25 protein-coding genes and 1 pseudogene are annotated in these 24,653 nt (G+C 66.0%); 5 read left to right on the top strand and 21 right to left on the bottom strand.

The genetic code is table 11. The annotated features are described in order from the left end of the window. Positions 1 to 46 precede the first annotated feature (46 nt). Positions 47 to 544 (bottom strand): DUF1003 domain-containing protein, encoded by a 498-nt coding sequence (locus AB6806_RS28105; protein WP_370956260.1) that lies wholly within the window; start codon positions 542 to 544, stop codon positions 47 to 49. 215 nt (positions 545 to 759) lie between these two features. Between AB6806_RS28105 and AB6806_RS28110 the strand changes: the two genes are divergently transcribed. Continuing rightward, positions 760 to 1,551 (top strand): SDR family NAD(P)-dependent oxidoreductase, encoded by a 792-nt coding sequence (locus AB6806_RS28110; protein WP_370956261.1) that lies wholly within the window; start codon positions 760 to 762, stop codon positions 1,549 to 1,551. A gap of 14 nt (positions 1,552 to 1,565) precedes the next feature. Here the strand turns inward: AB6806_RS28110 and AB6806_RS28115 are convergent, their stop codons facing one another. The 15 genes from AB6806_RS28115 to AB6806_RS28185 all read right to left on the bottom strand — a co-directional run bounded on the left by AB6806_RS28115 (position 1,566) and on the right by AB6806_RS28185 (position 15,754). Then, positions 1,566 to 1,862, bottom strand: a complete 297-nt coding sequence (locus AB6806_RS28115) for a hypothetical protein (protein WP_370956262.1) — start codon at positions 1,860 to 1,862, stop codon at positions 1,566 to 1,568. Positions 1,863 to 2,213: 351 nt separating this feature from the next. Next, positions 2,214 to 2,936: a TIGR04290 family methyltransferase gene (locus tag AB6806_RS28120; protein ID WP_370956263.1), complete on the bottom strand. Its 723-nt coding sequence runs from the start codon at positions 2,934 to 2,936 to the stop codon at positions 2,214 to 2,216. Then, positions 2,936 to 3,961, bottom strand: coding sequence for a UDP-glucuronic acid decarboxylase family protein (locus AB6806_RS28125; RefSeq protein ID WP_370956264.1), 1,026 nt, complete (start codon positions 3,959 to 3,961; stop codon positions 2,936 to 2,938). Before AB6806_RS28125 ends, AB6806_RS28120 begins: the two co-directional genes overlap by 1 nt. Positions 3,962 to 3,971: 10 nt before the next feature. Further along, positions 3,972 to 5,108 (bottom strand): CgeB family protein, encoded by a 1,137-nt coding sequence (locus AB6806_RS28130; protein ID WP_370956265.1) that lies wholly within the window; start codon positions 5,106 to 5,108, stop codon positions 3,972 to 3,974. Next, a complete protein-coding gene (locus tag AB6806_RS28135; protein WP_370956266.1) occupies positions 5,105 to 6,199 on the bottom strand; it encodes a CgeB family protein in 1,095 nt (364 codons plus the stop codon). The genes AB6806_RS28130 and AB6806_RS28135 overlap by 4 nt, the downstream gene beginning before the upstream one ends. After that, a complete protein-coding gene (locus AB6806_RS28140) occupies positions 6,199 to 7,323 on the bottom strand; it encodes a CgeB family protein (protein ID WP_370956267.1) in 1,125 nt (374 codons plus the stop codon). The genes AB6806_RS28135 and AB6806_RS28140 overlap by 1 nt, the downstream gene beginning before the upstream one ends. A gap of 1 nt (position 7,324) precedes the next feature. After that, positions 7,325 to 8,503, bottom strand: coding sequence for a glycosyltransferase family 4 protein (locus AB6806_RS28145; RefSeq protein WP_370956268.1), 1,179 nt, complete (start codon positions 8,501 to 8,503; stop codon positions 7,325 to 7,327). Further along, positions 8,485 to 9,780, bottom strand: coding sequence for a TIGR04295 family B12-binding domain-containing radical SAM protein (locus AB6806_RS28150; protein ID WP_370956269.1), 1,296 nt, complete (start codon positions 9,778 to 9,780; stop codon positions 8,485 to 8,487). The genes AB6806_RS28145 and AB6806_RS28150 overlap by 19 nt, the downstream gene beginning before the upstream one ends. Then, the gene (locus AB6806_RS28155; RefSeq protein WP_370956270.1) at positions 9,777 to 11,852 is read right to left on the bottom strand and encodes an SDR family NAD(P)-dependent oxidoreductase; all 2,076 of its coding nucleotides are present in this window, start codon (positions 11,850 to 11,852) and stop codon (positions 9,777 to 9,779) included. The genes AB6806_RS28150 and AB6806_RS28155 overlap by 4 nt, the downstream gene beginning before the upstream one ends. After that, positions 11,849 to 12,952 (bottom strand): NAD-dependent epimerase/dehydratase family protein, encoded by a 1,104-nt coding sequence (locus tag AB6806_RS28160; protein ID WP_370956271.1) that lies wholly within the window; start codon positions 12,950 to 12,952, stop codon positions 11,849 to 11,851. Before AB6806_RS28160 ends, AB6806_RS28155 begins: the two co-directional genes overlap by 4 nt. Positions 12,953 to 13,120: 168 nt before the next feature. Then, positions 13,121 to 13,282: a hypothetical protein gene (locus AB6806_RS28165; RefSeq protein ID WP_370956272.1), complete on the bottom strand. Its 162-nt coding sequence runs from the start codon at positions 13,280 to 13,282 to the stop codon at positions 13,121 to 13,123. Between the two features lie 165 nt (positions 13,283 to 13,447). Continuing rightward, positions 13,448 to 13,705: a hypothetical protein gene (locus AB6806_RS28170; protein ID WP_370956273.1), complete on the bottom strand. Its 258-nt coding sequence runs from the start codon at positions 13,703 to 13,705 to the stop codon at positions 13,448 to 13,450. Between the two features lie 3 nt (positions 13,706 to 13,708). Beyond that, positions 13,709 to 13,969 (bottom strand): hypothetical protein, encoded by a 261-nt coding sequence (locus AB6806_RS28175; RefSeq protein ID WP_370956274.1) that lies wholly within the window; start codon positions 13,967 to 13,969, stop codon positions 13,709 to 13,711. Positions 13,970 to 14,012: 43 nt separating this feature from the next. Continuing rightward, on the bottom strand, positions 14,013 to 14,567 hold the full coding sequence (locus tag AB6806_RS28180; RefSeq protein ID WP_370956275.1) for a hypothetical protein: 555 nt from the start codon (positions 14,565 to 14,567) through the stop codon (positions 14,013 to 14,015). An 11-nt stretch (positions 14,568 to 14,578) separates the two neighbouring features. Further along, complete coding sequence (locus tag AB6806_RS28185) at positions 14,579 to 15,754, bottom strand: zinc-dependent alcohol dehydrogenase (RefSeq protein ID WP_370956276.1); 1,176 nt, start codon at positions 15,752 to 15,754, stop codon at positions 14,579 to 14,581. A gap of 356 nt (positions 15,755 to 16,110) precedes the next feature. Here AB6806_RS28185 and AB6806_RS28190 point away from each other — a divergent pair, with 356 nt between their 5' ends. From AB6806_RS28190 to AB6806_RS28205, 4 genes are all read left to right on the top strand, one after another. Then, a complete protein-coding gene (locus AB6806_RS28190) occupies positions 16,111 to 17,058 on the top strand; it encodes a hypothetical protein (RefSeq protein WP_370956277.1) in 948 nt (315 codons plus the stop codon). Positions 17,059 to 17,112: 54 nt separating this feature from the next. Next, positions 17,113 to 17,649, top strand: coding sequence for an NUDIX hydrolase (locus AB6806_RS28195; RefSeq protein WP_370956278.1), 537 nt, complete (start codon positions 17,113 to 17,115; stop codon positions 17,647 to 17,649). A gap of 90 nt (positions 17,650 to 17,739) precedes the next feature. Continuing rightward, positions 17,740 to 18,111, top strand: a complete 372-nt coding sequence (locus tag AB6806_RS28200) for a hypothetical protein (RefSeq protein WP_370956279.1) — start codon at positions 17,740 to 17,742, stop codon at positions 18,109 to 18,111. Continuing rightward, positions 18,101 to 19,690, top strand: a complete 1,590-nt coding sequence (locus tag AB6806_RS28205; protein WP_370956280.1) for a phospholipase D-like domain-containing protein — start codon at positions 18,101 to 18,103, stop codon at positions 19,688 to 19,690. The genes AB6806_RS28200 and AB6806_RS28205 overlap by 11 nt, the downstream gene beginning before the upstream one ends. Here the strand turns inward: AB6806_RS28205 and AB6806_RS28210 are convergent. The 5 genes and pseudogenes from AB6806_RS28210 to AB6806_RS28230 form a co-directional block, all read right to left on the bottom strand. Next, on the bottom strand, positions 19,643 to 20,599 hold the full coding sequence (locus tag AB6806_RS28210; protein ID WP_370956281.1) for a lysylphosphatidylglycerol synthase domain-containing protein: 957 nt from the start codon (positions 20,597 to 20,599) through the stop codon (positions 19,643 to 19,645). The two genes, AB6806_RS28205 and AB6806_RS28210, sit on opposite strands and share 48 nt — an antisense overlap. 38 nt (positions 20,600 to 20,637) lie before the next feature. Continuing rightward, complete coding sequence (locus AB6806_RS28215; protein ID WP_370956282.1) at positions 20,638 to 21,390, bottom strand: endonuclease/exonuclease/phosphatase family protein; 753 nt, start codon at positions 21,388 to 21,390, stop codon at positions 20,638 to 20,640. Between the two features lie 350 nt (positions 21,391 to 21,740). Next, positions 21,741 to 23,534 carry a thiamine pyrophosphate-requiring protein gene (locus AB6806_RS28220; RefSeq protein ID WP_370956283.1) on the bottom strand — a complete coding sequence of 598 codons (1,794 nt, stop codon included), beginning with the start codon at positions 23,532 to 23,534 and terminating at the stop codon, positions 21,741 to 21,743. A 59-nt stretch (positions 23,535 to 23,593) separates the two neighbouring features. Beyond that, positions 23,594 to 23,830: a DUF2171 domain-containing protein gene (locus tag AB6806_RS28225; RefSeq protein WP_370956284.1), complete on the bottom strand. Its 237-nt coding sequence runs from the start codon at positions 23,828 to 23,830 to the stop codon at positions 23,594 to 23,596. Positions 23,831 to 23,963: 133 nt separating this feature from the next. After that, positions 23,964 to 24,626: pseudogene (locus tag AB6806_RS28230) on the bottom strand (UdgX family uracil-DNA binding protein); the annotation flags it as partial. Between the last annotated feature and the right edge of the window lie 27 nt (positions 24,627 to 24,653).

The following is a 24,653-nucleotide window of genomic DNA, read 5'->3' on the forward strand; positions in this document are numbered from 1 at the left end:
GCCGTTCTGCGATCAGGTCCCTCATTCGATCGCTTCCTGCCTGTGCTCAGTCAAAACTTTGAGGGCGTTCGATCTGCCTCAGCACCATCTCGGGCTTGACGTCCTGCTTCGCCTCCTCGAGCTCCGTGGCCGCCGGCGCCTCGACACCGAGCTTCTCGGCGACGGCGGAGACCAGTTCGACGAGCTTCGTAACCTCGTGCTCGGCCAGCAGGTTGACCTGAAGATCGAGTTCGGCGCGCCGGTCGGCCGCGGCCGACATCGCGTTCTGGCTGATCAGGATGAAGGTCGACAGGAAGATCGCCTCCACCGAGGCGATCATCCCCAGCATCACGAAGCTCGGATCCCATGGCCGGATCTGCGGCAGCACGTCGAGATTGCCCAGGATCCAGATGCCGAAGCCGACGAGATGGAGGTACACGAAGGTCATGCTGCCGGCGAAGCGGGTGATCGCCTCCGCGATCTTCTGCTGCCACCCCGATTGGGCTGCCTGCCTTGCCGCCACCCGCGCCATCGCACCGACATTGCGCTGCAAGACCGAGGCCATGGGCCGCGCCGCTTCCGGGTTTGCGCTGGATCGATCCGTCTCAGTCTCGGCTGTTCGCACGATGCCCATCCTCCGCCCGGCCGACAAGGCGTTCCGGACATCAAGAGCCATGCGCCGACGGCGTTCCGTCCGATGCGGGGCTTCGTACCCCGGAACTGCCCGGTCGCGCCGCAGTTGGCTTCAGCGACTCAGACTTGAGATATCCGGAGATCGACATGACCGAACGGCGGCAGCTTGCGGTTGTCACCGGTGCCTCCTCGGGCATCGGCCTTGAGCTTGCGCGGCTTTGCGCGCGAGAGGGCTTCGACCTCGTCGTCGCCGCCGACGAGCCACAGATTCACGGCGCGTCGGCGGAGCTCGGCGCGTTTGGCGGGATGGTGGTCGCCGTCGAGGCCGATCTCGCGACACTGGACGGCGTTGATCAGTTGTACGATGCCGTCATTGCGACAGGCCGGCCGGTCGATGCTCTCTTCGCCAATGCCGGACGCGGCCTCGGACGCGGCTTTCTGGATCAGGATGTGGATGAATTCCGCCGCGTCATCGACACCAACATCACCGGCACTGTCTATCTGATCCACAGGATCGGCAATGACATGCGGGCTCGAAATGCTGGCAAGATCCTGCTTACCGGATCGATCGCGGGATTCATGCCCGGCAGCTTCCAGGCCGTCTACAACGGCACCAAGGCCTTCATCGACAGCTTTGCCTTCGCGCTGCGCAACGAGCTGAAAGACACAGAAGTCGTCGTCTCCTGCCTGATGCCGGGGCCGACCGAGACCGAATTCTTCCGCCGCGCCGACATGCTCGACACCGCTGTCGGCCAGCAGGAGAAAGACGATCCGGCGGAGGTCGCCAAGACGGGCTTTGAGGCTTTGATGCGCGGCGACGCCGATGTCGTCAGCGGCTGGAAGAACAAGCTCCAGACCACGTTGGCCAACGTCACACCCGCCGGAATCCTGGCCGAGCAGCACCGCAAGATGGCCGAACCCGGCTCTGGCGAGCGTTGAGCGACGACGCCTGCTCATGGCACGCGATCGGGTTTGAGGCGCCCGATTTCCGCGGCAAGATCGGCAAAGCTTTGGGTCTCGCCGCCGGCTTTGCCGGCGAGCGCGAGATAGCGGATCGGAAACAGCATCGCATCGACCTGGCTGTCGCTCAGCTGGCGCGTCCGCGCCTCGTCGGCATGGACCGCCTGCTCGGCCTTCTGAAGCGCCTCCTCGATCGCCTCCTGCGACACGGCGCCGGCTTGCACCAGGAGCCGCGACAGCTCTGCCAGCGCGACGAGCAGGCCTTCCAGCTGGAGATTGGCGGTGTTCATGACGAGCTGTCGCCTTGTGTTGCGCATGGGTGTTTCGCTGCCAGCGATTGGCTATGGCCGAATCCTGGATCGGCTTTGCCGGGCTCCGCCGCCTGCACTGCAGCGCGCCGGGCACGCAGGCTGGCGAGCGCCTCGTCCATCCTGGCGAGCGCCTTCGCAGCCGGCGATCCCTCATTGGTCGGTTCATCGTTTGAGTCTGCGGGACAGTCATCCATGGCGCGCTCCAGCTACCGGCTACCTGGTAGCTCTACGCGGCATGAGGAGCATGGTTCGGCGAATGCGGGGCGGGACCTGACATGCGGGCTTCGGCGGCCTTCAGGGCGCGCCATGCCTTTCCTGTTTTCGTTGCCGTCATGCGGTGCGGCAGAGATAGACATCGCCTGCCGGCGGCGCCTGGATCGCGAAACCCGCGCTGCGCAGCATCGCCTCCATGCAGGCGCGGTTGGGAACCCACCAATTGGTCGGATCGCCGGCGAGGCTGTGTTCGATGAAGTGCAGGCGCGGTGCCGCATCATCGGCGAACAGGGCCGTCTCCTGAAACGGATAATCGGCTTGCGATGGTGTGACGTCGTCCGACCCGCGCAACAGGGACTGGCAGATCAGATGCTTGTCGGCGACATGTTCGCGGATCAGATCAAGGGCGAGCAGCGGGTGGCGCAGGTGGTAGAGCACGCCCATGAAGAGGACGAGATCGAAGCGTTCGCGGAGATCCGCAAGCTCGTAGACCGACATTTGCCGCCATTCGACCGCGAGGCGCAGAACCTCTCCGGCGAGCCTAGCCTGGGCGAGATAGCGCGGATCGGCATCGATTCCGATTACCCGTTCGGCCCCCCGCCGTTTCATCTCAAGCGAATAGAATCCGCCATTGCAGCCGATATCGAGCACCCGCCAGCCGGAGAGGTCGGCGGGGACGAAGTGGGCGAAAGTTCGCCATTTGAAACGCGGGTAGTCGCCCAGAAAATGCTCCGGCGCCGTCGCGATGCCGTCGAGCTCCATGTTGTGAAACCAGGGCCCGAGCGCCTCCATGCGCCTGCGCAGCGCGGCTGCGGGTTTGTCGTCGGGCATCGCATTCATCAGCCTGCACCTCCCGCCGCCGCGGACTTCAGGCCGACGGCGGCCGGCCATGCCGGCGCCACCGGCCGCTTGATGGCCGAGCTTGCATCGAACCAGGCGATCGTCGCGGCGAGGCCCTCGACGACGCCGGTCCTCGGAGCCCAGCCGAGCACGTCGTAAGCCCGGCTGATATCGGGCCTGCGGCATTGCGGATCGTCGGCCGGGAGCGGGCGGCGCTCCGGTCGTGAGGCGCTGCCCGTCAGGTCGAGCACAAGGTCGGCCAGGGCATTGATCGTATACTCGTCGGGGTTGCCGAGATTGACCGGGACTTCGGGGTTGGGGTCGACCATCATGAGCCGGCACAGTCCCTCGATCAGATCGCTGACATAACAGAAGGAACGGGTCTGCTCGCCATCGCCATAGATCGTCAGCGGTGCGCCGCTGAGCGCCTGGACGATGAGGTTCGAGACGATGCGGCCGTCATCGGGCCGCATCCGCGGACCATAGGTGTTGAAGATGCGGGCGACGCGGACATCGGTCGCGTAGGTGCGGCGGTAGTCGAAGCAGAGCGCCTCTCCGGCACGCTTGCCCTCGTCATAGCAGGCGCGGATGCCGATCGGGTTGACGCTGCCGCGATAGCTTTCCCGCTGGGGATGCTCCTCGGGATCGCCATAGACCTCGCTGGTCGAAGCCTGCAGCATCCGTCCGCCGCTGCGCCTTGCGACCTCCAGCAGATTGCGGGTGCCGACGACGCTCGTCATCATCGTGTGGACCGGGTCGGCCTGATAGAGCGGCGGCGAGGCCGGGCAGGCGAGGTTGTAGACATAGTCGGCCCGCAGCCGCGCCGGCAATTCGCAGACATCGGCCTCGATGAAGCGGAACCGGCTTTCGCGCTCGAAGCGGCGCAGGTTTTCCAGCGAGCCCGTCTGAAGATTGTCGAGACAGATCACGCGATGGCCTTCGCCGAGCAATCGTTCGCAAAGATGGTTTCCGAGGAAGCCGGCGCCGCCGGCGACAAGGGTGACGGGACTTACGCGTCGTACCATGGTCGTCTCCTCAGACTGAGGCCGCGGGAGCCATCATGGCTGCGGCTTTGGGCAATTGCTGAGCGGCTCTTGCTGCCGTCGGCACGGCCGCGCTCAGGGCGGCGAGCAACTCTCCGGCGCGGGCCGTGCCGGTATGGCGGTCGAGCACGATGTCGCGGGCCCGTGCGGCGCGGCGCAGCGAGACGGCACGCGGCTCGGCCAGTGCCGCGACGACCGCCTCCGGGTCGTCGGCGATCAGCAGCGCTTCGCCCTCGGGCAGGAGTTCGTCGAGACCGCGCCAGCGATCGCTCACGATCGGCACGCCACAGGCGGCAGCCTCGAACAGCCTGACGCTCGGTGACCAGCCAGCGGCGACCATGTCGGCGCGCGTGACGTTGAGCGTCAGGCCTTGCGAGCTGTAGAAGGCCGCGTGGTCCTCCGGTCCGACATGCTCGATGCGCTCGACATTGGCGGGCCAGGCGATCGAAGCCGGATATTGCGGTCCGGCGACGACGAAACGGCGATCCGGCAAGCGCCGCGCCGGCTCCAGCAGGAGACGCTCCAGCACCGGCTGGCGGTCGTCGCTATAGGTGCCGAGATATCCCAGGTCCCAGCGCCGGGGCAGGTCGAGCGGCCTGTAGCGTTCCTCGTCGACGGCGCAGTAGAGGGCGCGCGGGCAGCGGGCGCCGAAACGTCCTGCCAGCACATCGAGCACCTCGCCGCCCGAGAACGAGAGGTAAAGATCGAGCTCCGGGATCTGCCGACGTGCGAGATAGGACGTCTCGCCCCGCTCGAGAGCCGCCAGCGTGACAGGCGTGTCGATGTCATAGAAGGCCCGCAAGCCCTTCGCATGCGCCATGACGAGGTTGAGGAGGGCCGCGCCCTCGGGCACATAGGAGCCGACGATGACGGCATCGGCTCCGGCGATCCGCGCGCCGTGGTCCCGCATGAGGCCGCCCAGATCGCGATAGAACGCGAGGTCGCAGAAATCGGGTCGCGGCAGGTCGCGGTGCTGCGCGTACCAGGGCACGTCCCGCTCCAGGAACAGCGCGTGGTGGCCAAGTCGCTTCAGCCCGCGCAGCAAGGCTCGATAAGTCGTGGCATGGCCATTGCCCCAGGAGGAGCTCAGCGACAGCCCCAGGATGACGATGTCGAGCGGGCGGGTCATGCGGCCATGTCCCTGCGCTTGGCGGCAAGCCTCTGCCGCAGCAATGCGTCGAGCGCCGCGGCGCGGTCCTCGTAGGTGTGGTCGCGCCGCACGCGGGCGAGCGCGCGCTCGCCGATGCGCCTTGCCCGTTCAGCCGAGAGCTCGCCGATGATCTCGGCGACATCGGCCCCGTCGCGCGCCACCAGTATCTCTTCACCCGGCTGGAGGAACAGCTCGATGCCGGTCCAGGCATCCGTGATCAGGCAGGCTCCGGCCCCGGCCGCCTCGAAGACCCGTGTTGCCGGGGAGAAACCCATCGCCGCCATGTCGGCGCGCGAGATGTTCAAGACGGCGCGCGGCGTCACGTTGAACGCATTGTGCTGTGCGGTCGCGACATGGCCAAGCTTGCGGATGTTGGGGGAGCAAGGCTTGTCGTCCCAGCCGGCGCCTCCAAGCAGGAATTGCTGTCCCAGCTGCAAGCTGGCGGCCTTGAAGAAGAACTCGTCGACGCGGGCCTCCCTATCGGGCAGGCGGTTGCCGAGAAAGCCGAGGTCGGCGGAAAAGCGCGGCTCGGGTTTGTCGGGATGATGCGTCGACGGGTCGAGCGCATTGTAGACAGGCACGCAGGCCTGAGCTCCCAAGGCACCATAGCCAGCTACGACCGGATCGCCGCCGCCATAGGTCAGGACCAGATCAAGCTCCGCGAGCGCCTGCCGCAGCGGGTGCAGCGGGCTCGCCGCGATCTCGCGGAGCGTCGCCGGGGCGTCGACGTCCCAGAAGATGCGCAAGGCATCCGAGCGTCCATCAGCCAGCACTCCGGCAAGCAGTTCGGCGTCGCCATAGCCGACGCCGCTGGCCTTTACGACAATGTCGGCAGCGCCCGCCTGCGCCAGCACTTCACTCAAGCCGGCTTCGGTAGCCGGATAGACCACGACGCGGCACCAGTCGGGCGGCGCGATGTCGCGATGGTTCTGGCGCTCGAAGGCGTCTGGTTCGTAGAAGGTGATCGCATAGCCCCGCCTGGCAAGCGCGTGCAGAATGCCGCGGTAATAGGTGGCCGCCCCATTCCAGTAGGACGACAGCAGGCTTGATCCGTAAAACGCGATCCGCATCAGAGCAGCTCCGTCTGGGGTAAGGCTTGGCGGGTCCGCGCGCTGCCGAGCCGTGAGAGGATGGCCAGCAACTCGTCGACGCGGTGGGTGCAGCTATGCCGTGACTCGATCGTCTCGCGTCCGCGCCGGGCCAACTCGTCGGCGAAGGCGGTATCGTCGCGCAGGGCCGACATCGCCCGCGCCATCTCTCCGCCGGTCCGGACCCTAATGAAGTCGCCCTGCCGGAACAGGCCTTCCGCATCGTCCCAGGGCGCGCTGATCAGCGGGATGCCGCACGCCAGCGCCTCGAAGACGCGGATGGTGGGGATCCCGGGCAGGGCTTCGACATAAGGCCGGCGCGGGATATGGACCGTCATGCGATGGCGGGCAAAAGCTGCGGGGACCTCGGCGTTGGCGATCGAGCCGCCATACCGCAGGCCGGAGGCGGCGAGCTTCGCCAGCGCCTCGTCGGGATAGCGCACCCCGCGCACCGTGCCGCTCAGCCCCCTGCGAGCCGCCGGCTCGGTCAGAAACGTGTAGAGTTCTCGCGCGCGTTCGCCATCGCCCCAGTTGCCGACCCAGATCAGATCCTGCCGCGGGCCGTTCGCCGGCAGCGGTGAAAACAGTCTGAGATCGGCGGCCTCGTGCCAGGTATGGACCCTGTCGGCCCAGCCGCGCGCCAGATAGCGCTCGCGCAGCGTGTCCCCGAAGGCCAGGATCAGGTCGTAGTCGTCGAGCGCGAGCCCGCCGATCTCCGCCTCGGCCGAAACCGCGCGATGATGGGTGTCGTGGAAGCACAGGGTGAAGCCGGCCCCCGCGCGGCGCAGCCGCCCGAGCCTTTCCACCAGCGCCGGCTCGGTCCATTCATGCACGATGACGACATCCGCGCGATCGAGTGCCTCGGCGTGGTCGAAGTCGGGCCCGTAGGTTGCGACGGTCAGCTCGGGAAAATCCTGCGCAAACTGTGCAATCGCGGCCTCGCCACGTTCCGCCACGAGATGGGCGCGGCTCCAGCTGTCCTCCGGTTCGAGCGCCAGCGTCTCATGGCCGCGCGCCTCGAGATCGCGCAGCACGCCGCGCAGGAAATGGGCGTTGCCATGGTTCCAGTCGGAGATCAGCGAGTGGGTATAGAGTACGATGCGCATGTCAGACCGCCATGTCGGGAGTGGGCTCGGCCGCGGCCGACGACGCCCGCAGCGCCGATTGCGCCCGTGCATGGCCGGAGCTGCCGCTGCATGCACGCGCATAAGCCGCAAGCATGCCCGCGACCTGGCGCTCGGACCTGAAGTCGAGGGCGCGCAGGCGTGCCCGGCGGGCGAGGCGCGAGCGCAACTCCCGATCGGTCATCAGTTTGTCGATCGCCTGCGCATAGGCGGGCGCCTCGCGCGGCGGAACGAACAACGCCGCATCCTGCCAGAGCTCGCGAAAGGTCGGGATATCGGCCAGGACCAGCGCGGCGCCGCGATGAGCCGCTTCCAGCACCGCCAGGCCGAATGGCTCGTAGAGCGACGGCGCGACGAAGACCGCGGCATGCTCCATCAGCGCGCAGATCGACGGCGCAGGGAGCTGGCCGAGCGGGGAGGCGTGCCGCAATTCGCAGGATTGGCCGTTGGGGCCGGTCTGCGGACCGGCCATCAGCACGCGCCATGATGTCAGCAGCGCCGCCGCGTCCAGCGTCGCGCCGTTCTTGCCTTCGTCCCACCAGCGTCCGGCAGCCAGCGCGATCTCCTGGCGCTCGGCCGAGCCATGCGCGACGGGGCTGGCGTTGTAGACAATCTCGTGCTCGGCAATTGCTCCATAGGCGTCTTGCGTGGCCGCCGCATGACTCATGCTCGGCAGGACGACGCAGGCGGCCCGCTGCAGTCCTTCCTGCGTGCGCCGCCGCTGCCAATGCCATGCGGCCGGCGGCGTCCCGCCACGCACCGCGGCCCACCATGTCGCCAGGCAGGAATGCGAGGCGACCAGCACAGGCGGCAGATCGTCGGGCAGTCCAACCGCCTGCGAGGGCAGGTTCAGATGCAGCAGGTCGGGCCGCCAGTCGCGTGCCAGCTCCGTCAGGGCGCGGGCCGCGCCTTCGAGCTCGCCTTCGGTTTCGACGAGCCAGTCGAGCGACCCACCCGGCCAGATCAGCGAGGCATTCGCAAGGGCCTCGGCCTCCTCGATTCCGTCCGGCCCCGGGGCGGGGCCAAAGCCCACCAGCAGGCATTCCACCCCGTGCTGCCCAAGCCCACGCGCGAGATCGATCGCGTAGCGCCAGACGCCGCCGACGGCATCGAGCGTGATCAGGACGCGGCGCGGCGGCGCCATCAATGGGCTGCGCAGCATGTCGCCTCCAATTGGCTCAGAGGCAGCGGCTGCTTGTCCTGGATGTCGCTGAATTCGGAGAAGGCGGCGAGATAATGCTGATGCGCCCGTTCCCAGGCGTGATCGTCGGGCTCGCCCCAGAGGTCGCGATAGCTCGGCGAGCTCGGATACGGATAGAGCGGCACGGGCTCGTTGGCCCAGACGCCGGCGCCGATCAGCACATCGCGCCAATGCGCCACCAGCCCGGCATTGTCCTGCTCCATGCCGATCAGGTTGGCTTGGACGAAGGGCACATGGCGGCGCGCCTCGATCAGCAGCGCCGCCAGGTCCTCGGTCTCGAGTTTGCAGCGCTTGGCGAGCGCGGCCCGGCCCTCGACGGTCAGGCTCTCGATGCCGGCCTCGATCGAGACGCAGCCGGCGCGGCCGAGCAATTCCAGCAGTTCGGGCTTCCACAGATCGATGCGGGTCTGGATGCCGAACTGCAGATTGCGCGAGACCAGCGCCTCGAGCAGCGGCTTCTGCGGCAGGAAGATCTCGTCGATGAAATAGACATAGCCGACCCCCTGGGCGATCAGCCGGTCGATCTCCTCCAGCACGAGGTCGAGCCTGCGCCGGCGGTAGGCGTCGCGGAACTCGATCTTGGCGCAGAAGCTGCAATTATAGGGGCAGCCGCGCGAAGCCTCGACCTCGGCCCCGAAGCCCGAGCGTGCATCGTCGAAGCGATGGTGATGGTGCTGGTGGCGCGCGATCCATTCGTCGGGCCATGACAGGGCGGGCGCCTCGATGAAGGGGCTTGCGGCCGGGCCGCCATTGACGCGGATGGCGCCGGCGTCGCGCCAGGCGATGGCGGGAACCCGCGACAGGTCCTGCGTCTCCGCAAGCGCGGCGATGACCTCCTCGCATTCGCCGCGCACGACGACGTCGACTCCGAGCTTGCGCAGCGTCGTCTGTGGCGTGACCGAGCCATGCGGACCGGTCGCGACCGTGCGCCCGCCCTGGCGCCCGAGCGCCTGCAGGAAGCCGGCCGGCACTCGCAGCTCCGGCGGCGCGCAGCGCCAGAACAGGTAGCTCGGGGCCGTGGTGACGACCGTCATCTGCGGCGCGAAGCCGGCGACCTCGGCGACCAGGCTGTCGTCGCCGCGGTCGGTGAGATGGCCGTCGAGCAGCAGCACCTCGTGGCCGGCCCGTTCGAGAAGCGCCTTGGAGTAGCCGAGTTCGAGCGGGAGATGCGGTTCCCGGCAGCCGAAATAGATGCTGCCGTCGAAGCTCCAGCGTGGATTGACCAGCGCGACCTTCATGCCGTGACCCTCCGTCTGCTGCGTGTCGGTGCCGCCGCCATGGCCGGGAGCGCGCTGCCGGCATGGCCGAATTCATGGCACGCCCAGTCGTGCAGATCGCGCAGGCCGTCGCGCCAGCCGAAGCCGGGACGCCAGCCGAGCGCCGCACCGAGCGCGCGCGTATCGGCGACGAAATAAGGCTGGTCGCCCTGGCGCCAGTCCTCGAAGTCGATCGCGAGATCGCGGCCGAGCAGCAGGCCGATCTCGGCCAGGACCGTGTTCAGGCTGACGGCATTGGCCGGGCCGCCGCCGAGGTTGAAGGCCCGGCCGGTGATGGTGTCGATCGCCGCCAATGCGCGACAATAGGCGTCGGCCGCGTCGGCGACGTGCAGGATGTCGCGCACCTGCTTGCCGTCGCCGAAGATCGTGATCCTGTCGCCGCGCAGGGCCTTGATCAGGAAATGCGCGACCCAGCCCTGGTCTTCCGTGCCGAACTGGCGCGGGCCGAAGATGCAGCTCATCCGCAGCACCGCCGTGCGGAGGCCATAGCTGTGGGCGTAGTCCAGCACATATTGGTCGGCCGCGCCTTTTGAGCAGCCATAGGGCGTGCAGAAATCGAGCGGGCGGTTTTCCGAGATGCCGTAGCGCTTCAGCGCCGCCTCGACGGGCTGATAGGCCCCGTCGCTCTCCTGCATCGCGATATCGGCCAGCGCGCCATAGACCTTGTTGGTGCTGGCGAAGACGAGCGGCGTGTCGGCCGCGTGTCGCCGCAGCGCCTCCAGGATGGTCAGCGTGCCCTGCGCGTTGACCGAGAAATCGTGGCGGGGGTCGACGAGGCTGCTCGTCACAGCGACCTGCGCAGCGAGGTGAAAGGCTGCCTTTGCGCCCTTGACGGCGCGCTCCACCGAATCCTCATCCCGGATATCGGCAAGGCAGGTCTCGACCTTCGAGCCATGACGCGCGCGCAGCCAGGCGAGATTGCGCTCGACTCCGGGGCGGCTGAGATTGTCGAACACCAGCACCCGTTCGCCATCCCGAAGCAGCCGCTCGGCGAGGTTCGCGCCGATGAAGCCGGCGCCGCCGAAGATCACGACCGGCGCCGTTTCCACCGGCCGCAGACCGCGATGGGGCGAGCGCTGCGATGCCGTTGGCAGCACGCCGTCGAGTTCGACGGAGCTTTGCGTTTCGAGCAGGCGGCGCAGGAGTTTTGGCCTGCCCTCCGCATCGGTGACGCCGAGATGATAGTGGCGCAGGTCGAAATAGAGACCTTCCTGAACGGGCACGTCGCGCGGAATGTCCTGCCAGCCATACCAGTAGAGCCGCTCGGCAGGCGCCGCCTGCGCTTCGCGGAAGCGCCGGACCTGTTCGGCCTCGTCGTTACGCCAGGTCGAGTAGCCGGCCTCGGTGATCCAGAGTTCGCAAGCGGGATTGTAGCGGGCGAGCACGGCGCGCGCCTCGGCGATATGCTGGTCGTAGCCGCGCCAGACCGCAGCCTCGCTGTCCCAGGTGCCGGGAAACCCGTGAAAGCCGACCGCCGAGACGACGTTCAGCACGCCGCGCTGGCCCATGAGATCGAGCCAATGCGCGTCAAAGGGCGAGGGGCCGCCGAGCACGGCGCGCCAGCCGCGATGCTGGATCCAGTAGGCGGCCCCGCCGATCATCTCGCAGAAGAGCTGCCAGTCGTGGTCCTCGCGCCAATCCCAGTCGAGCAGGTTGTTGGGCTCGTTCCACAATTCGATGTCGCGGACATGCTCGCCATAGCGGGTCAGGACGACGTCGATGAAGTCGGCATAGTCCTTCAGCCGCACCGGCGGGCCCGAGGCGGCGCCGGTCCGCGACAGCGACGGCGGCGTATAATGAACGCAAGGCAGCAGGTCGAAGGCCTTGCCCAGGCGCGGAATCAGCCAGTCGTACCAGTCGCGGCCGCCCGGAGCGTGATATTCAGCCCAGGACAGATGCGTGCGCAGATAGCGCGTTCCGGCCTGGCGCATGCCGGCGATCGCGGCCTCGACGCGCGCGTGCTCGCCACGCCGGAACCACTCCGCGAAGCCGAGCGCCGGCCCTGCGCCGGCAATGGGGGAGGGCGCGTTCATACCACCAGGCCCCGTGCTTCGAGCTGGCGCCGCGCCTGCTCGCCGCCGTCGACGGCCTGCGAGCCGGCAATCCATTCGGCCATCTCATCCATCGAGGCTTCGAGCCGCCGCGCCGGCAGATAACCGATGATGTCCCGGGCGCGGCTGATGTCGGCGAAGCAGTGCCGGATGTCGCCGGCCCTGGCCTTCTGAAGGATCTGCGGCCTGAGCTCGGGCCGGCCCATCGCCTCGGCCAGCAGCAGCGCGACCGCCTCGATGGTGTAGGCGTTGCCGCTGCCGATGTTCAGGACCTGGCCCGAGACATAGGCCGCATGCATCGCCAGATGGAATGCCTTGGCGACATCGCTGACATGGACGAAATCGCGCTTCTGGCGACCATCCTCGAAGATCAGCGGCGGCTGGCCGTTGAGCAGGCGCGAGCCGAAATTCGCCAGCACGCCTGTGTAGGGATTGGACAGCGCCTGTCCGGGTCCGAAGACGTTGAACAGCCGCAAGGCCACCGTCTGCACGCCATAGGCGTTGCCGATGATCAGGCTGCTGCACTCCTGCACATATTTCGTCAGCGCGTAGATCGAGGCGAGGTCGACCGGCTTGGTCTCGTCGGTCGCCACCGGGAGCAACGGCTGACCGTCCGGGCCAGCCGGATCCCAGGCGCGCTCGCCCTCCTTCAGGACACGCCGCACCGCGGGGAAGAGCTCGCCTTCGGCGCTGCGGTACAGTCCCTCGCCATAGACGCTCATGGACGAGGCGACGACCAGCCGCTGCACCTGACTTTGGGAAATCTGTTCGAGCAGGACGGCGGTGGCAAGATCGTTGCCGCCGACATAGCGCGCGATCTCGTACATGCTCTGGCCGACGCCGACCTCCGCCGCGAGATGAAACACGCCGTCGACGCCGCCGAGCGCGCGCCTCACCAGATCGGCGTCGCGGACATCGCCGGTCAACAACTCGACCCCTGGAGGGGCGTCCGCCGCATCGCCATGGACTTGCGGCACGAAGCTGTCGAGGACGCGCACCTCATGACCATGCTCGAGGAGCTCGGCGCAAAGGTACCGCCCAATGAAACCCGCTCCGCCCGTGACCAGATATCTTGCCGGCATTCCCGACCTCCGACGTGCTGAATGCAGATGATCTTGCAACCTGTTCAACAACACAGTTTCGGGTCGGTTCCGGTTGAAGAAGTCAAAGATGTAGATGAAGAAGATGATGATCCTCGGCCGAAAAGCTCTTGCTGCACTTTCGGTGGGCGCTTCGAAAGCTCGAGGTTTTCAGGAAAGCTCGTCGAGGGAGGCAAGCGCGATCGTGGTCGTCGCGGCCAGGACGAGCCACGCCAGATCTCCGGCCAGCGAGCCGGCGGTGACGATGCCCGCGTGAAGCATATAGCCCAAGGTCACGCTGGACAGGATTGGACCGAGCGACGGGACTGTCATGAAATCATCTCCCTGCTCGGCAACCGTCGCGCCGAACGGACTGTTCCAGTCGTATGGCTTGTCGGCTCGTCGGCCGCCCGGATCGGGGTGCTGGCGGGGATGTACGGTTCACGCAGATCGCGGATTTGCCGTTAAAGCTGTAGCTGGCTCGCGCCCCTGGTGATCTCAGGATGGCAGGGCCTCGAGCGTCAGCAGCGCGCCTTTGAGGGTTTCGATCGCGACCTCACGCGAGATTCCGGAAGTCAGCTCGTCCAGGGCGGCCGTCAGCAGCCCTGCGGCGGCGTAGGAGCGGATCAGGTCGTCGGCATAGCCGTCGAGCAGGATCCGGCCTTCGGCTTCCACGATGGACATGGCTTGCTCGCCCGCGATCGTTATTGCGCGCGACGATGGCATTGCGTTCACCGGGTTACGTGCGCGCACCAAGGCTCACTCCCTGTCGATGAATTTGTTGAACCGGCTATCGGCCTCCGTGCCGCAGAGCAGGGCAAGGCCACGGTCCTCGAACGTCTCGAAGAAATCATCCCAGGAGATCGGCTCGAGACCTTCATCGGGCTCGCCGAAATCGAGCCGGAGGACGCCCGCACCGTCTTTGCCCTCGGTGCCTTCCACGCGCGCCGGCTTGCCGCCGCGCTGCTCGACCCAACGGCGGATCTCATCGTGATCGGTCAAAGCTTTGGACTTGCTCATGCTCGTCTCCTCTATCTCTCCGTGTTTTTCCGAGCGGCCCCGATCAGGGCACGACCGGAATCTCGCGCATGTCGGCGGGGGTCTTGAATGTTTCGCGCGCGCGTCCGCGCGCGGCAGCCACTCCGCCGGGAAAGCCGCTGCGGTCGCTGTAGTCTCGCGGCTGGGATCTCCGCTCGTGCCGCACCATGCTGAGCTTGGCCGCCATCACATCGAGCATGCCGATGCCGATCACCGCGGCCATCGCCAGCGCGACATTGCCGCGCTTGGGATTTCGCGGATCGAGCGCTCGATTGAGCGTTGCGATGTCGAGGCTGTCGCCGGCGATCCGGCTGATCAGCCCCGTCTTCTTGTCGACGGAAAGGCACAGGATGCCGCTGCCGATTTCGCGCAGGCCATAGCCGCGGATCAGTGCCTCCTTGTCCCGCATGCCCAGGGCCTGCGCGATCCTGCGGCCCGCCAGGACCTCGGTCAGGCCGAGCGCGATGCCGAGCCAGCCGAGGTTGCGTGCGAGCCTGTCGGAGGCGCTGAGCGAACTCGGCCCGGAGCGGCGGATTTTCGGATCGCCCTTGGTGCGCATCATGTTCGCGATCAGGTTCATCGGCGGCTCCCTCAGGGCTTCAGGACGACTTTGATGCAGCTGTCCTGCTTGTCGCGGAACACCTTGTACATCTCGGGCCCGTCCTCGAGGCCGACCGTGTGGGTGATGACGAAGGACGGATCGATTTGCCCCTCCTCGATGCGGCGCAGCAGGTCGTCGCTCCAACGGTTCACATGCGTCTGGCCCATCCGGAAGGTCAGGCCCTTGTTCATGGCGATGCCCATCGGCATCTTGTCGATCAGGCCGCTATAGACGCCGGGGATTGAGATCACGCCCGCGGGACGGCAGACATAGATCATCTCGCGCAGGACATGGGGCCGGTCGCTCTCCATCAGGAACACCTGCTTGGCGCGGTCATAGAGCGTGTCGAGCTGGTCGAGCGAGACATGGCTTTCCATGCCGGTGGCGTCGATGCACTTCTCCGGACCCTTGCCATCGGTCAGCTCGTCGAGCCGCTCGATGACGCTGTCCTCCTCGAAATCGATCGTGATCGCTCCGCCGGCTTGCGCCATCGCGAGCCGTTCCGGCACGCAGTCGATCGCGACGACCTGCTTTGCACCAAGCAGCACGGCGCTGCGGATCGTCATCTGGCCGACCGGACCGCAGCCCCAGATCGCCACGGTATCGGTCGGCTGGATGTCGCACTGCACCGCGGCCTGCCAACCGGTCGGGAAGATGTCGCTGAGGAACAGGACCTGCTCGTCGCTCAAGCCGTCGGGGATCTTGATATGCGTCGTGTCGGCATAGGGCACGCGCAGATACTCGGCCTGGCCGCCGGGGTAGCCCCCCGTGAGATGCGAATAGCCGAACAGCCCGCCCGTGGAGTGCCCGAAGACCTTTTCGGCGAGGTGCTTCTTCCGGTTCGTCGTCTCGCAGACGGAAAAATTGCCGCGCTTGCACTGCTCGCATTCGCCGCAGAAGATGGTGAACGGCACGACGATGCGGTCGCCCTTCCTGAGCTTGCCACCGAGCCCGGAGCCGATCTCGACCACCTCTCCCATGGTTTCATGGCCCATGATGTCGCCGGGCTTCATCGCCGGGATCAGGTTGTGGAAGAGGTGCAGATCGGAGCCGCAGATCGCGCAGCTCGTCACCTTGATGATCGCGTCGCGCGGATGCTCGATCTCGGGATCGTCGACCTCATCGCAGCGGATGTCTTCCTTGCCGTGCCATACCAGTGCTCGCATGCGGATCTCCCGACTTCGCGTGCGACGCGGTGGGCGTCTTACGCAGTTCGATTCCGGCGCCTATGCCGAAGGAGGCCCGGTAGCCTGCCGGCGCCGGTGCGCTGGCCGCCGTTTGGGGTCGAACGGGGGCCGCGATGGCGGGTTCCGGTGGTCGCGGCGCGCCAAGCGAAGGCGCCTCAAGCATTGGGATCGCGGGCGTCTCCCGGCCGGCGGTCGGGACCGGCGCCTCAAACGGCGCAGCGGGACCGCTTTTGCCGTCGCGCGATGTCGGGATTCGCTAAAAATCCTGAGCTGTTATCATAAGTTAAGGCGTAGGCGTGACCAGACCCTAGTTTGACGTATGGGGATAGCGATGCTTGGAACGATGCTCTCCGGACGTCGTTATAATAACCATCTCAAGACCCAGGAGGCGCGACTTGACAACTGCTCGCCCAATAAAACCGCTTGCGTTGCCCAACGTCCCCAGAGCCCGGGTAGGTCCTCGCCCACATATCATGCGGCTCGACCCGGCGGAACTCTGGGTCGATGGCCTTTATCAGCGCGATCTCTCGCCCAAATCGCTCAAGCTGATCGAAAAGCTGGTGCGGGAGTGGGATTGGCGCCGCTTCAGCATCCCCGTCGTCGCGAAGGTCGACGGAGCCTGGCATGTGATCGACGGACAGCATACGGCGATCGCTGCCTTGTCGCATGGCGGAATCGGCGAAATCGACGTGATGGTGGTCGAGACGGACGCGGTCGGCGATCGGGCCGAAGCGTTTCTCGGCCATAACCGGGACAGGATCGCCGTGACGACCGGCGAGCTGTTCTTCGCAGCCGCGGCGAGCGGCGACGAGGATGTGCATACGGCGCTGAGCGTCTGCCAGCGGGCCGGCGCCACCGTCCTGCGCAACCCTTCACCCGGGCGTCCGTTCCGGCCAGGGGAGATCATTGCAGTCGCCGCCCTGATGAAGCTGATCAAGCGGCGCTCGGCGATGCAGGCCCGCATCGTCATCGAGACCCTGGTCAAGGCGCAGCTGGCGCCGATCAGCGCCGAGATGATCAATGCGATCGACGCCATATTCCACTCGCCGATGTATGGCGATGTGGAGCCGGACGCCGTCGTCGAGGCTCTGGCGCGGTTCGGCGGCGTGATCGCGCCCAAAGCGGTGGAGTTGTCGCTGGCCAAGAAGATTCCGCGCGCGCGCGCCTTGGCCGTGATCATCTATCAACATACGAAAAAGGGCAGGCGTGCCAGCGTGAGCGCGTCGGACAGCACGAATGCCGCGAGCAAACGCCGCAATGGCGCTGCGCCGCCGCTGAATTGAGGCGGCGCGGGTTCGGAAATGAGCGATCCCTGGCGCGTTCACTCCTCCAAGACGTTGCTGAAGGATCGCTGGATCGACGTGCGCGCCGATGATTGCGAAACCGCCTCGGGCCATCGTCTGAATCCTTACTACGTGCTGGGTTATCCCGACTGGGTGCATGTCGTTGCGATCACGCCGGATCGGCAACTGATCCTCGTCCGGCAATACCGGCATGCCGCCGGCTCCGATTTTCTGGAGGTCCCGGGCGGTGTCATGGAGCCGGCGGATTCCGATCCGACCATGACGGGGGTACGGGAACTCGAAGAGGAGACCGGCTATATCGGCTCGCGCGCCCGCTTGATCTCGTCGCTCCATGCAAATCCGGCAATCCAGACCAACCGCGTGCATATCTGCCTCGTGGACGACGCCAAGCCGCACGGCCGGCCGAGCCGTGACGCCGGTGAGGACGGCATGACGGTGCATCTGATGCCGATCCCGCAGGTCGTGGCCGGCTTGCGCGGAGGCCTGATCGGGCAATCGCTCCACGTTGCCAGCCTGCTTATCGGGCTGATGGCGGCAGGTCTTCTCGACCCTGGTCAGCCGTCGGGCTGAGCGGCTGCCGCAGGCCGGTGGCGGCGGTGAGACCCGCGAAGCCGCGCCGTTCGCTTCACTGCGATGGAAGTCGAGCGAAAGGAGAGCGAGATGACCGAAGCTCGCCTTATCCTGCCGGCCACTCGCTGTTCGATGCTTCCCAGGCGCGAGTTCAGGAACTGGCGCTCGGCTCGGATGTTTAGATTGGATGCGCGAGCGGAGAAGACGGCCATGGACCCGATAGCGCCCACCACGACGGGCCGCGAGCTGGCTCTGCGCATGAACAAGGCCTTTCCCGGCGAGGACTGGATCGCGTCGTTCGTGCAGCGCTCGGGCCGGAGCCGCGATGTGGTCGAATGGCACCTACAGGAGGATATGAGCCTGCCACGAGACCTCTTGTCGCCCGCGGGCGAGATGCTCGGCGAGAAAGATCGGCAGGACAGGGTGCGACCCAAAATGAGCGTTTCGAGACGTGATTCATAAGGCTGGGCGAGCCTCTCGCGCGGCCTTCAGGCAGGCCGATGATGAGGCCTTCGGCGCCCAACAGAACGGCTCCATGTCAAAATCAATGCCCACAGCAGTCGAAGCGATCACGGGGCAAAACTGGCAGTCGATTTTCGTACCGAAGGTAAATTGCTGCGAGGTGGCGCATGCCGATCGCGCTGCGGTGCTTGTGGACGGAGCGAATTATTTCAGCCACCTCGAAGCGACGCTGCGTCGGGCTCGGCACTCGATCTTTATCGTGGGTTGGGATTTTGACGGCCGAATAAGGCTCCGCGCCGACCAGCCTGCGGACATATCTCCGCCGCTGGGAGCGCTTCTTCGCGGGCTGGTCGAGGATCGCCCCGAGCTCCATGTCTATATTCTGGTCTGGAGCGTGTCGGTCATTCACGGCCCGAGCGCCACTGCTCCGGCGCTGCTCGGCAGCCCGTGGCAGGACCATCCGCGCATTCACATGAAGCTCGACACCCGGCATCCGCTTTACGCGGCGCATCATCAGAAGATCGTCTGCATCGATGGCCGTGTCGCCTTTTCCGGCGGCATCGACCTGACGGTGCGCCGCTGGGACCGGAACAGCCATCGTGCGGACGATGGCGAACGGGTCGATCTGGACGGGACGATCTATCCGCCGGTTCACGATATCCAGATGATCGTCGATGCAGAGGCGGCTGCAGTGCTCTGCAGGATGGCGGCCGAGCGCTGGTCGGATGCAACCGGAGAAAAGCCGAGTTCGACCGCAGGCAAGAACGACGACATCTGGCCCCGGCAACTGCCCGTCCAGTTTCGCGATGTCAGCGTCGCAATCGCGCGGACCAGCCCGGCCTATGGTGGGCGAGCGGAGATATCCGAGATCGGTACGCTGACACTGGACATGATCGCGGCCGCCAGGACATCAATCTACATCGAAGCCCAATACATGACCGCTCCCGCGGTGGGCGACGCTCTGGCGGCCAGGCTGCGCGAGCCGGACGGGCCGGAGATCATGGTCGTCATGACGCACACGTCGAAAGGCTTGATCGAACGCTTCGCCATGGCAAGCAACCGCGACCGTCTGATACGCAGGCTCGCGAAAGCAGACGGTCACGATCGGCTTCGCGTCGTGTATCCGGTGGTGCCCAGTCCCCAAGGGCAAACGCAGGTCCTCGTCCACGCCAAGCTGATCATCATCGACGACACGCTGCTTCGCGTCGGTTCCGCCAACCTGAACAACCGATCGATCGCTTTGGATACCGAATGCGATCTGGCGATCGAAGCGAGGAACGAAGCGGATCGCGCTGCGATCGCGGAGATCCGCAATCGACTCCTGGCGGAACATCTCGATTGTGCAGAAGCGGACATGGCCGAAACGATAGCCACGGAAGGCGGGCTGATCGCTGCCGTCGATCGGCTCAACGTCAAGATGCGCGGCTTGCGGCCGTTCTCGGCAATGCGGAGTCCGGGTCCGACCCGGCCGATCTTCGGCACCTCGATCTTTGATCCGGTCAGACCGTTCCGCCTCTCTTTGCCGTTCGTTTCACGAGGAAGAAGTGGCGCGTGGCGAGCGCCCGAGAAGGAGCTCTGAGACGGCGAGAAGGACGCCGCCGAACAGAAGCGGCACCCAAAAATAGACCAGTCGAAAGATGATCAGTCCGCCGATGACCTGGGATCCGGCCAGCACGAGGCTGACGAGGGCCTCGATCACCCCCAAGCCTCCGGGCACATGTGTGACGAGCGACGCAATGTTCGCCAGCACATACGCCGCCGCTACGTCGAGGAAAGCGGCGGGGCCTGTCGCAGCTATCGACTGGTGGAGACAGGCGGCGACCATCGCGAAGTTCAGCGGTCCGACGATGAACTGGCCGATCGCGAGCTGCCACGACGGCAACCTCACGCTCCAGCCGGCGAACTGAAGCTCCTTGCGCAAGACAATGCACGAAACGAGGTAGGCTCCCAGCGCAAGCGTGCTCGCCACGGCAAGCCAGAGAACCAGTCCCCGAGACAGGCCGGTCGCTCGCATGGCCAGATCCGGGCGGGCAGCGAGCGCCAGGGCGGCAAGAGTGGCGAGACCGATTGCGACAGTCAGACCGCAGAACAGGATGACCTTCGCCACGTCGCCCGCGCCGAGCCCCCATCGCGAATAGAAGCGATAGCGTATTGCTCCGCTGCTGAGCGCTGCAAAGCCGAGATTATGTCCGAGCGAAAGGCTGACGAAGGAGGCCAGAGCCGCCTTCGGATACGACAGCGGCTTCTCGGCAAAGTGCAGCGCGAGGACGTCAAAGACGGTGAGGCAGCCATAGCTTCCCGCCGCAAACGCCAAAGCCGCCGCTATCCGCGCGCCATCTACAGAGCGAAGCTGCGCTGCGACATCCTCAAAACTGTGGGCACTCAGTGTCCGATAAAGCAGACCTATCGCGAGACCGACGACGGCCATCGCCAGCAGAGGTTTCAGCCGGCCGAAAACCGTTGCAGCTACGGAGCGCAGCTGCGCCATGCGACTATCCTCGGTCAGTGAACCCTTCATCCGATCGATCATTGCGCGAGACGGTCGCGGGCGGGACGAACATCGAGCTCCGCCACCAGCGGCAGGTGATCCGATGCGATCCGCGCCAGACGCGACCGCCACACCCTGGCTTCGCAAATCGCGATATCGCGCGAGACGAAGATATGGTCGATGCGAAGCAGCGGGCGCCAGGATGGAAACGTCGGCGTCGGACGCGCCCGGGTCCCTGCCTGCACATCCCGCAAAAAGCTGGAGCAGCGCCGGTAGACAACTCCGCCCGGAAGCGAGTTGAGGTCCCCTGCCAGAATGCAGGGCGAGCTGCAGCCGGGATGGCCGAGCCATTCGTCGCTGAAGAGCGCCTCGGCCTGGGCCCTTCGCTCGCGGCGCCGCAGGCCGAGATGCGTATTGACGATCTGAATCGCTGTCCCGCCAAGCTCGACTTCGATCCACAGCGCTCCCCGTGGCTCGGCCGGGCGGAAGATCCCACCCCGGGGAAGAAGACCGACCTTCTTCAATCGTGACGATCCCCGCGTCAGGATCGCGTCGCCGTAGCGCTCGTCCTCGATTTGCAGTGCCGGGTGGAAGTGGATTGCGCTTGCCCCTAGATGAGTGCCGATCTCGTGGGCTTGATCCATGCTGCCGCTGCGCAGCCGGCCGACGTCGACCTCCTGAAGGGCAGCGATATCGGCGTCGCATTCGGCGATGACCTCGGCAATGCGCTTGGGAGACAATTGCCCATCGGTGCCCAGGCAGCGCCGGATATTATATGTAACCAGCCTCATGCTCGGCGTGGGGCCGGATTCTGGACCGTCGTTGTCGCTCCGGATCTGCGCCTAGAGACATCAGTTGGCGCAATTAAAAAATCACCCGAGCCCGATCCGAGAAGGATTCCCCCAGAGACCGGAAAACTCTGCTTCGTGCTCGACGCGGCCATGGCACTTTCCTTTCGAAAGGAACTGGCACTGTGTCAGCAAGTTCCGCAGTCCATGGCGCGGACCAGGTTTCTCAGAGCACTGTGAAAAGACGATGCGAGGTCATGCGCTTCCCAGCCAGCGCCAGTTGGATATTGCGGTTGATTATCGAACAATCCGAGCCCTCGTCCGTAGTGACCGAGGGCTTTTTCGCTGGCTATTTAGCCATCCGCGCGCCCTGGCAGGATCGCATCCAGCAGGGTGCGCGTGGTCTTGGAAACGATGTTGCCGGCTTCCGGATCGCCTGCGAGGATCGCTCCTGCAAAGCCCTTGGCCTGCTTCAAGGTGATATGCGGCGGCAATGGCGCGATATCGGGATCGGTCACCATATCGAGCACGAAGGGGCGGTCGGCCGCGAGAGCGCGCTCCCAGGCCGGACCGACCTGGCCCGGCTCATTCACCCGCAAGCCGTCCAGCCCCATCAGCTTGGCGATCTCGGCATAGGGCAGATCGGGCAGGTTCTGGCTCGCCGGCCATTTCGGATCGCCCTCTTGGATGCGCTCTTCCCAGGTGACATAGGCGAGCTCGCGATTGTTCAACACCATTACGATCAAGCGCGGGTCAGCCCAATCGCGCCAGTATTTGGCGATGGTGACGAGTTCGCCAAGACCGTTCATCTGCATCGCGCCATCTCCGACAAGCGCGATTGCGGGGCGGTCGGGGTGCGAGAACTTGGCGGCGATGGCATAAGGCACCGAACAGCCCATCGTCGCGAGCGTGCCGGAGACCGAGCCCATCATGCCGCGGCGGAAGCGCAGATTGCGGGCATACCAGACGGTCGTCGTGCCGCTGTCGGCGGTGACGACGGCATTGTCGGGCAAGCGCGCCGATAATTCGGCTGCGACCTGCTGGGGGTTGATCGGGTCGGCCTCGACTTTGGCCATCTCGGCAAGTTCGTCCCAGGACGCCGCGACGTTCTTTTCGATCGTGCTGCGCCAGGACGCCGCGGGTTTCTGCTCGAGCAGCGGCAGCAGGGCGGCGAGCGTCGCCGCGCTGTCACCGACGAGGTTGAGCTCCATCGGATAGCGCAGCCCGAGCATGCCGGGATCGATATCGATCTGGACGCCGCGCGCCTGCCCGGGCTTGGGCAGGAACTCCGTATAGGGAAAGCCGGAGCCGATCATCAGGAGCGTGTCGCAATCCCGCATCATCTCCCAGCTCGCGCTGGTTCCGAGCAGTCCGATCGAGCCCGTGCAGAAGGCGATATCGTCGGGGACCGTCGCCTTGCCGAGCAGGGCCTTGGCGATACCGGCCTGGAGTTTTTCGGCGACCGCGATGACCTCATCTGTCGCACCCAGCGCGCCGGCCCCGACCAGCATCGCGACCTTCTCCCCGCCGTTCAGAATCGCTGCCGCGCGCTGCAGGGCATCCGCACCCGGCAAGGCCGGCGAGGTGTCGATGCCCACGCCGGAATGGGTCATGGCATGTTCCATGCCGGGCTGGCGCATCTCCTGGATCTGGAGGTCATTGGGCAGGATGATGCAGGTGACGCGGCGCTCGGCCTTGGCGATGCGGTAGGCCCGGTCGATCAGATGCGGCACCTGTTCGGGAACCGTCGCCGTCTCGACATAGGCACCGGCAACATCCTTGAAGAGGCTCTGCAGGTCGAGATCCTGCTGGTAATGCGCACCCAACACGGACCTGGCCTGCTGTCCGACCAGCGCGAGCACCGGCCTGTGATCCAGCCGGGCGTCGTACAGCCCGTTCAGCGTATGGACCGCGCCCGGACCTGACGTCGCGATGCAGACGCCGACATCTCCGGTGAAGCGACTTTCGCCAGAGGCCATCAGCGCCGCCATCTCCTCATGCCGTGCCTGGACGAAGGCGATCCTGTCCTCCTGCCGATGCAGCGCCGCAATCAATCCGCCGATGCCATCGCCGGGATAGCCGTAGACGCGCGACACGCCCCATTGCCGCAAGCGGTTCCAAATGAAGTCGGCAACGGTTTGCGTCATCGCGTCATCTCCGGAAGCTGTCGGTGGGTCGCTTGGTCGCGTCGGCCGTGATCACGGCGTCAGTCGCTCTCTTCCGACCAGCGCTCCTTTGCCTCGGCGCCGGTCACGATCAGCCGGATCTTCTCGTCGACGGCCACGACCAGTCCGATGTCGAGATAATGGTGGACGCCATTCGACCCGGGATCGCTCTTCTTGAGCTTCAGGAGCTGCCCAACCAAAGCGTCGACCATGTCAGCATGCGCGCCATCGGAGCCGACGACCTCCAAACCTTCCTTGATCTGCTCAACATGCATCATGGCTTTCGATCCGTGGTTGGGAGCTCCTGGAAAGGCAGATGGCCATGGAACGGCACGGAGCCGACGTTGTTCCCGACTCAGCCGCGGCCCGCGACGGCGTTTTGAGCGGGCAGCGGCTTCCGCAGACCCAAGCTCATTCTGCGGCGGACGAGACCGGTGCGTCATCTCTGGAGAGGATTCGAATGCGCTCGAGGTCGGCGACGAACTCCTCATATGCCGATCGTCTGGCGCCCTCGTCGGGCACGCGCAGGAGATAAGACGGGTGCACCGTGATGTAGCCGCGCCATCCGTCGAACTGCATCTCCCCACGATTCCGCGAAATCGGCAGGGCCCGCCCGGCAAGGGCCAGCACCGCCGTCGCCCCGAGCGCGACGACGAGCCGCGGTTGCACGAACTCCAGTTCCTTGAACAGCCACCAGCGATAATGCTTGACCTCGCCGGTGGTCGGCCGCTCGTGAATGCGGCGCTTGCCGCGCTGCTCGAACTTGAAATGCTTCACGGCATTGGTCACGTAGACCTTGTCGCGGGCTATCTCCGCTTCCGACATCGCCCGGTTCAGGAGTTGCCCCGCCGGCCCGACGAAGGGCCGGCCTTCGCGATCCTCCTGGTCCCCGGGCTGCTCGCCGACAAAGGCGATCGCCGCGCCCGGCGGGCCTTCGCCCAGGACCGCCCGCGTCGCACCCGGCACCAAGGGCTCGGCCGCCAGAATGGTCGCGTTGAGTTCGTCGAGCGATTTCGGATCCTGCTTCGCGTTCTCGGCTTTCGAAATGCGCCTGATGATCGTCATGGCGGGCTTTCCCGTATGCTCGCTAGCCGTGCCAGC

It is taken from the genome of Allobosea sp. RCC_152_1, assembly GCF_041360765.1.
In the GTDB taxonomy this organism is placed as follows: Bacteria; Pseudomonadota; Alphaproteobacteria; order Rhizobiales; family Beijerinckiaceae; genus Allobosea; species Allobosea spartocytisi.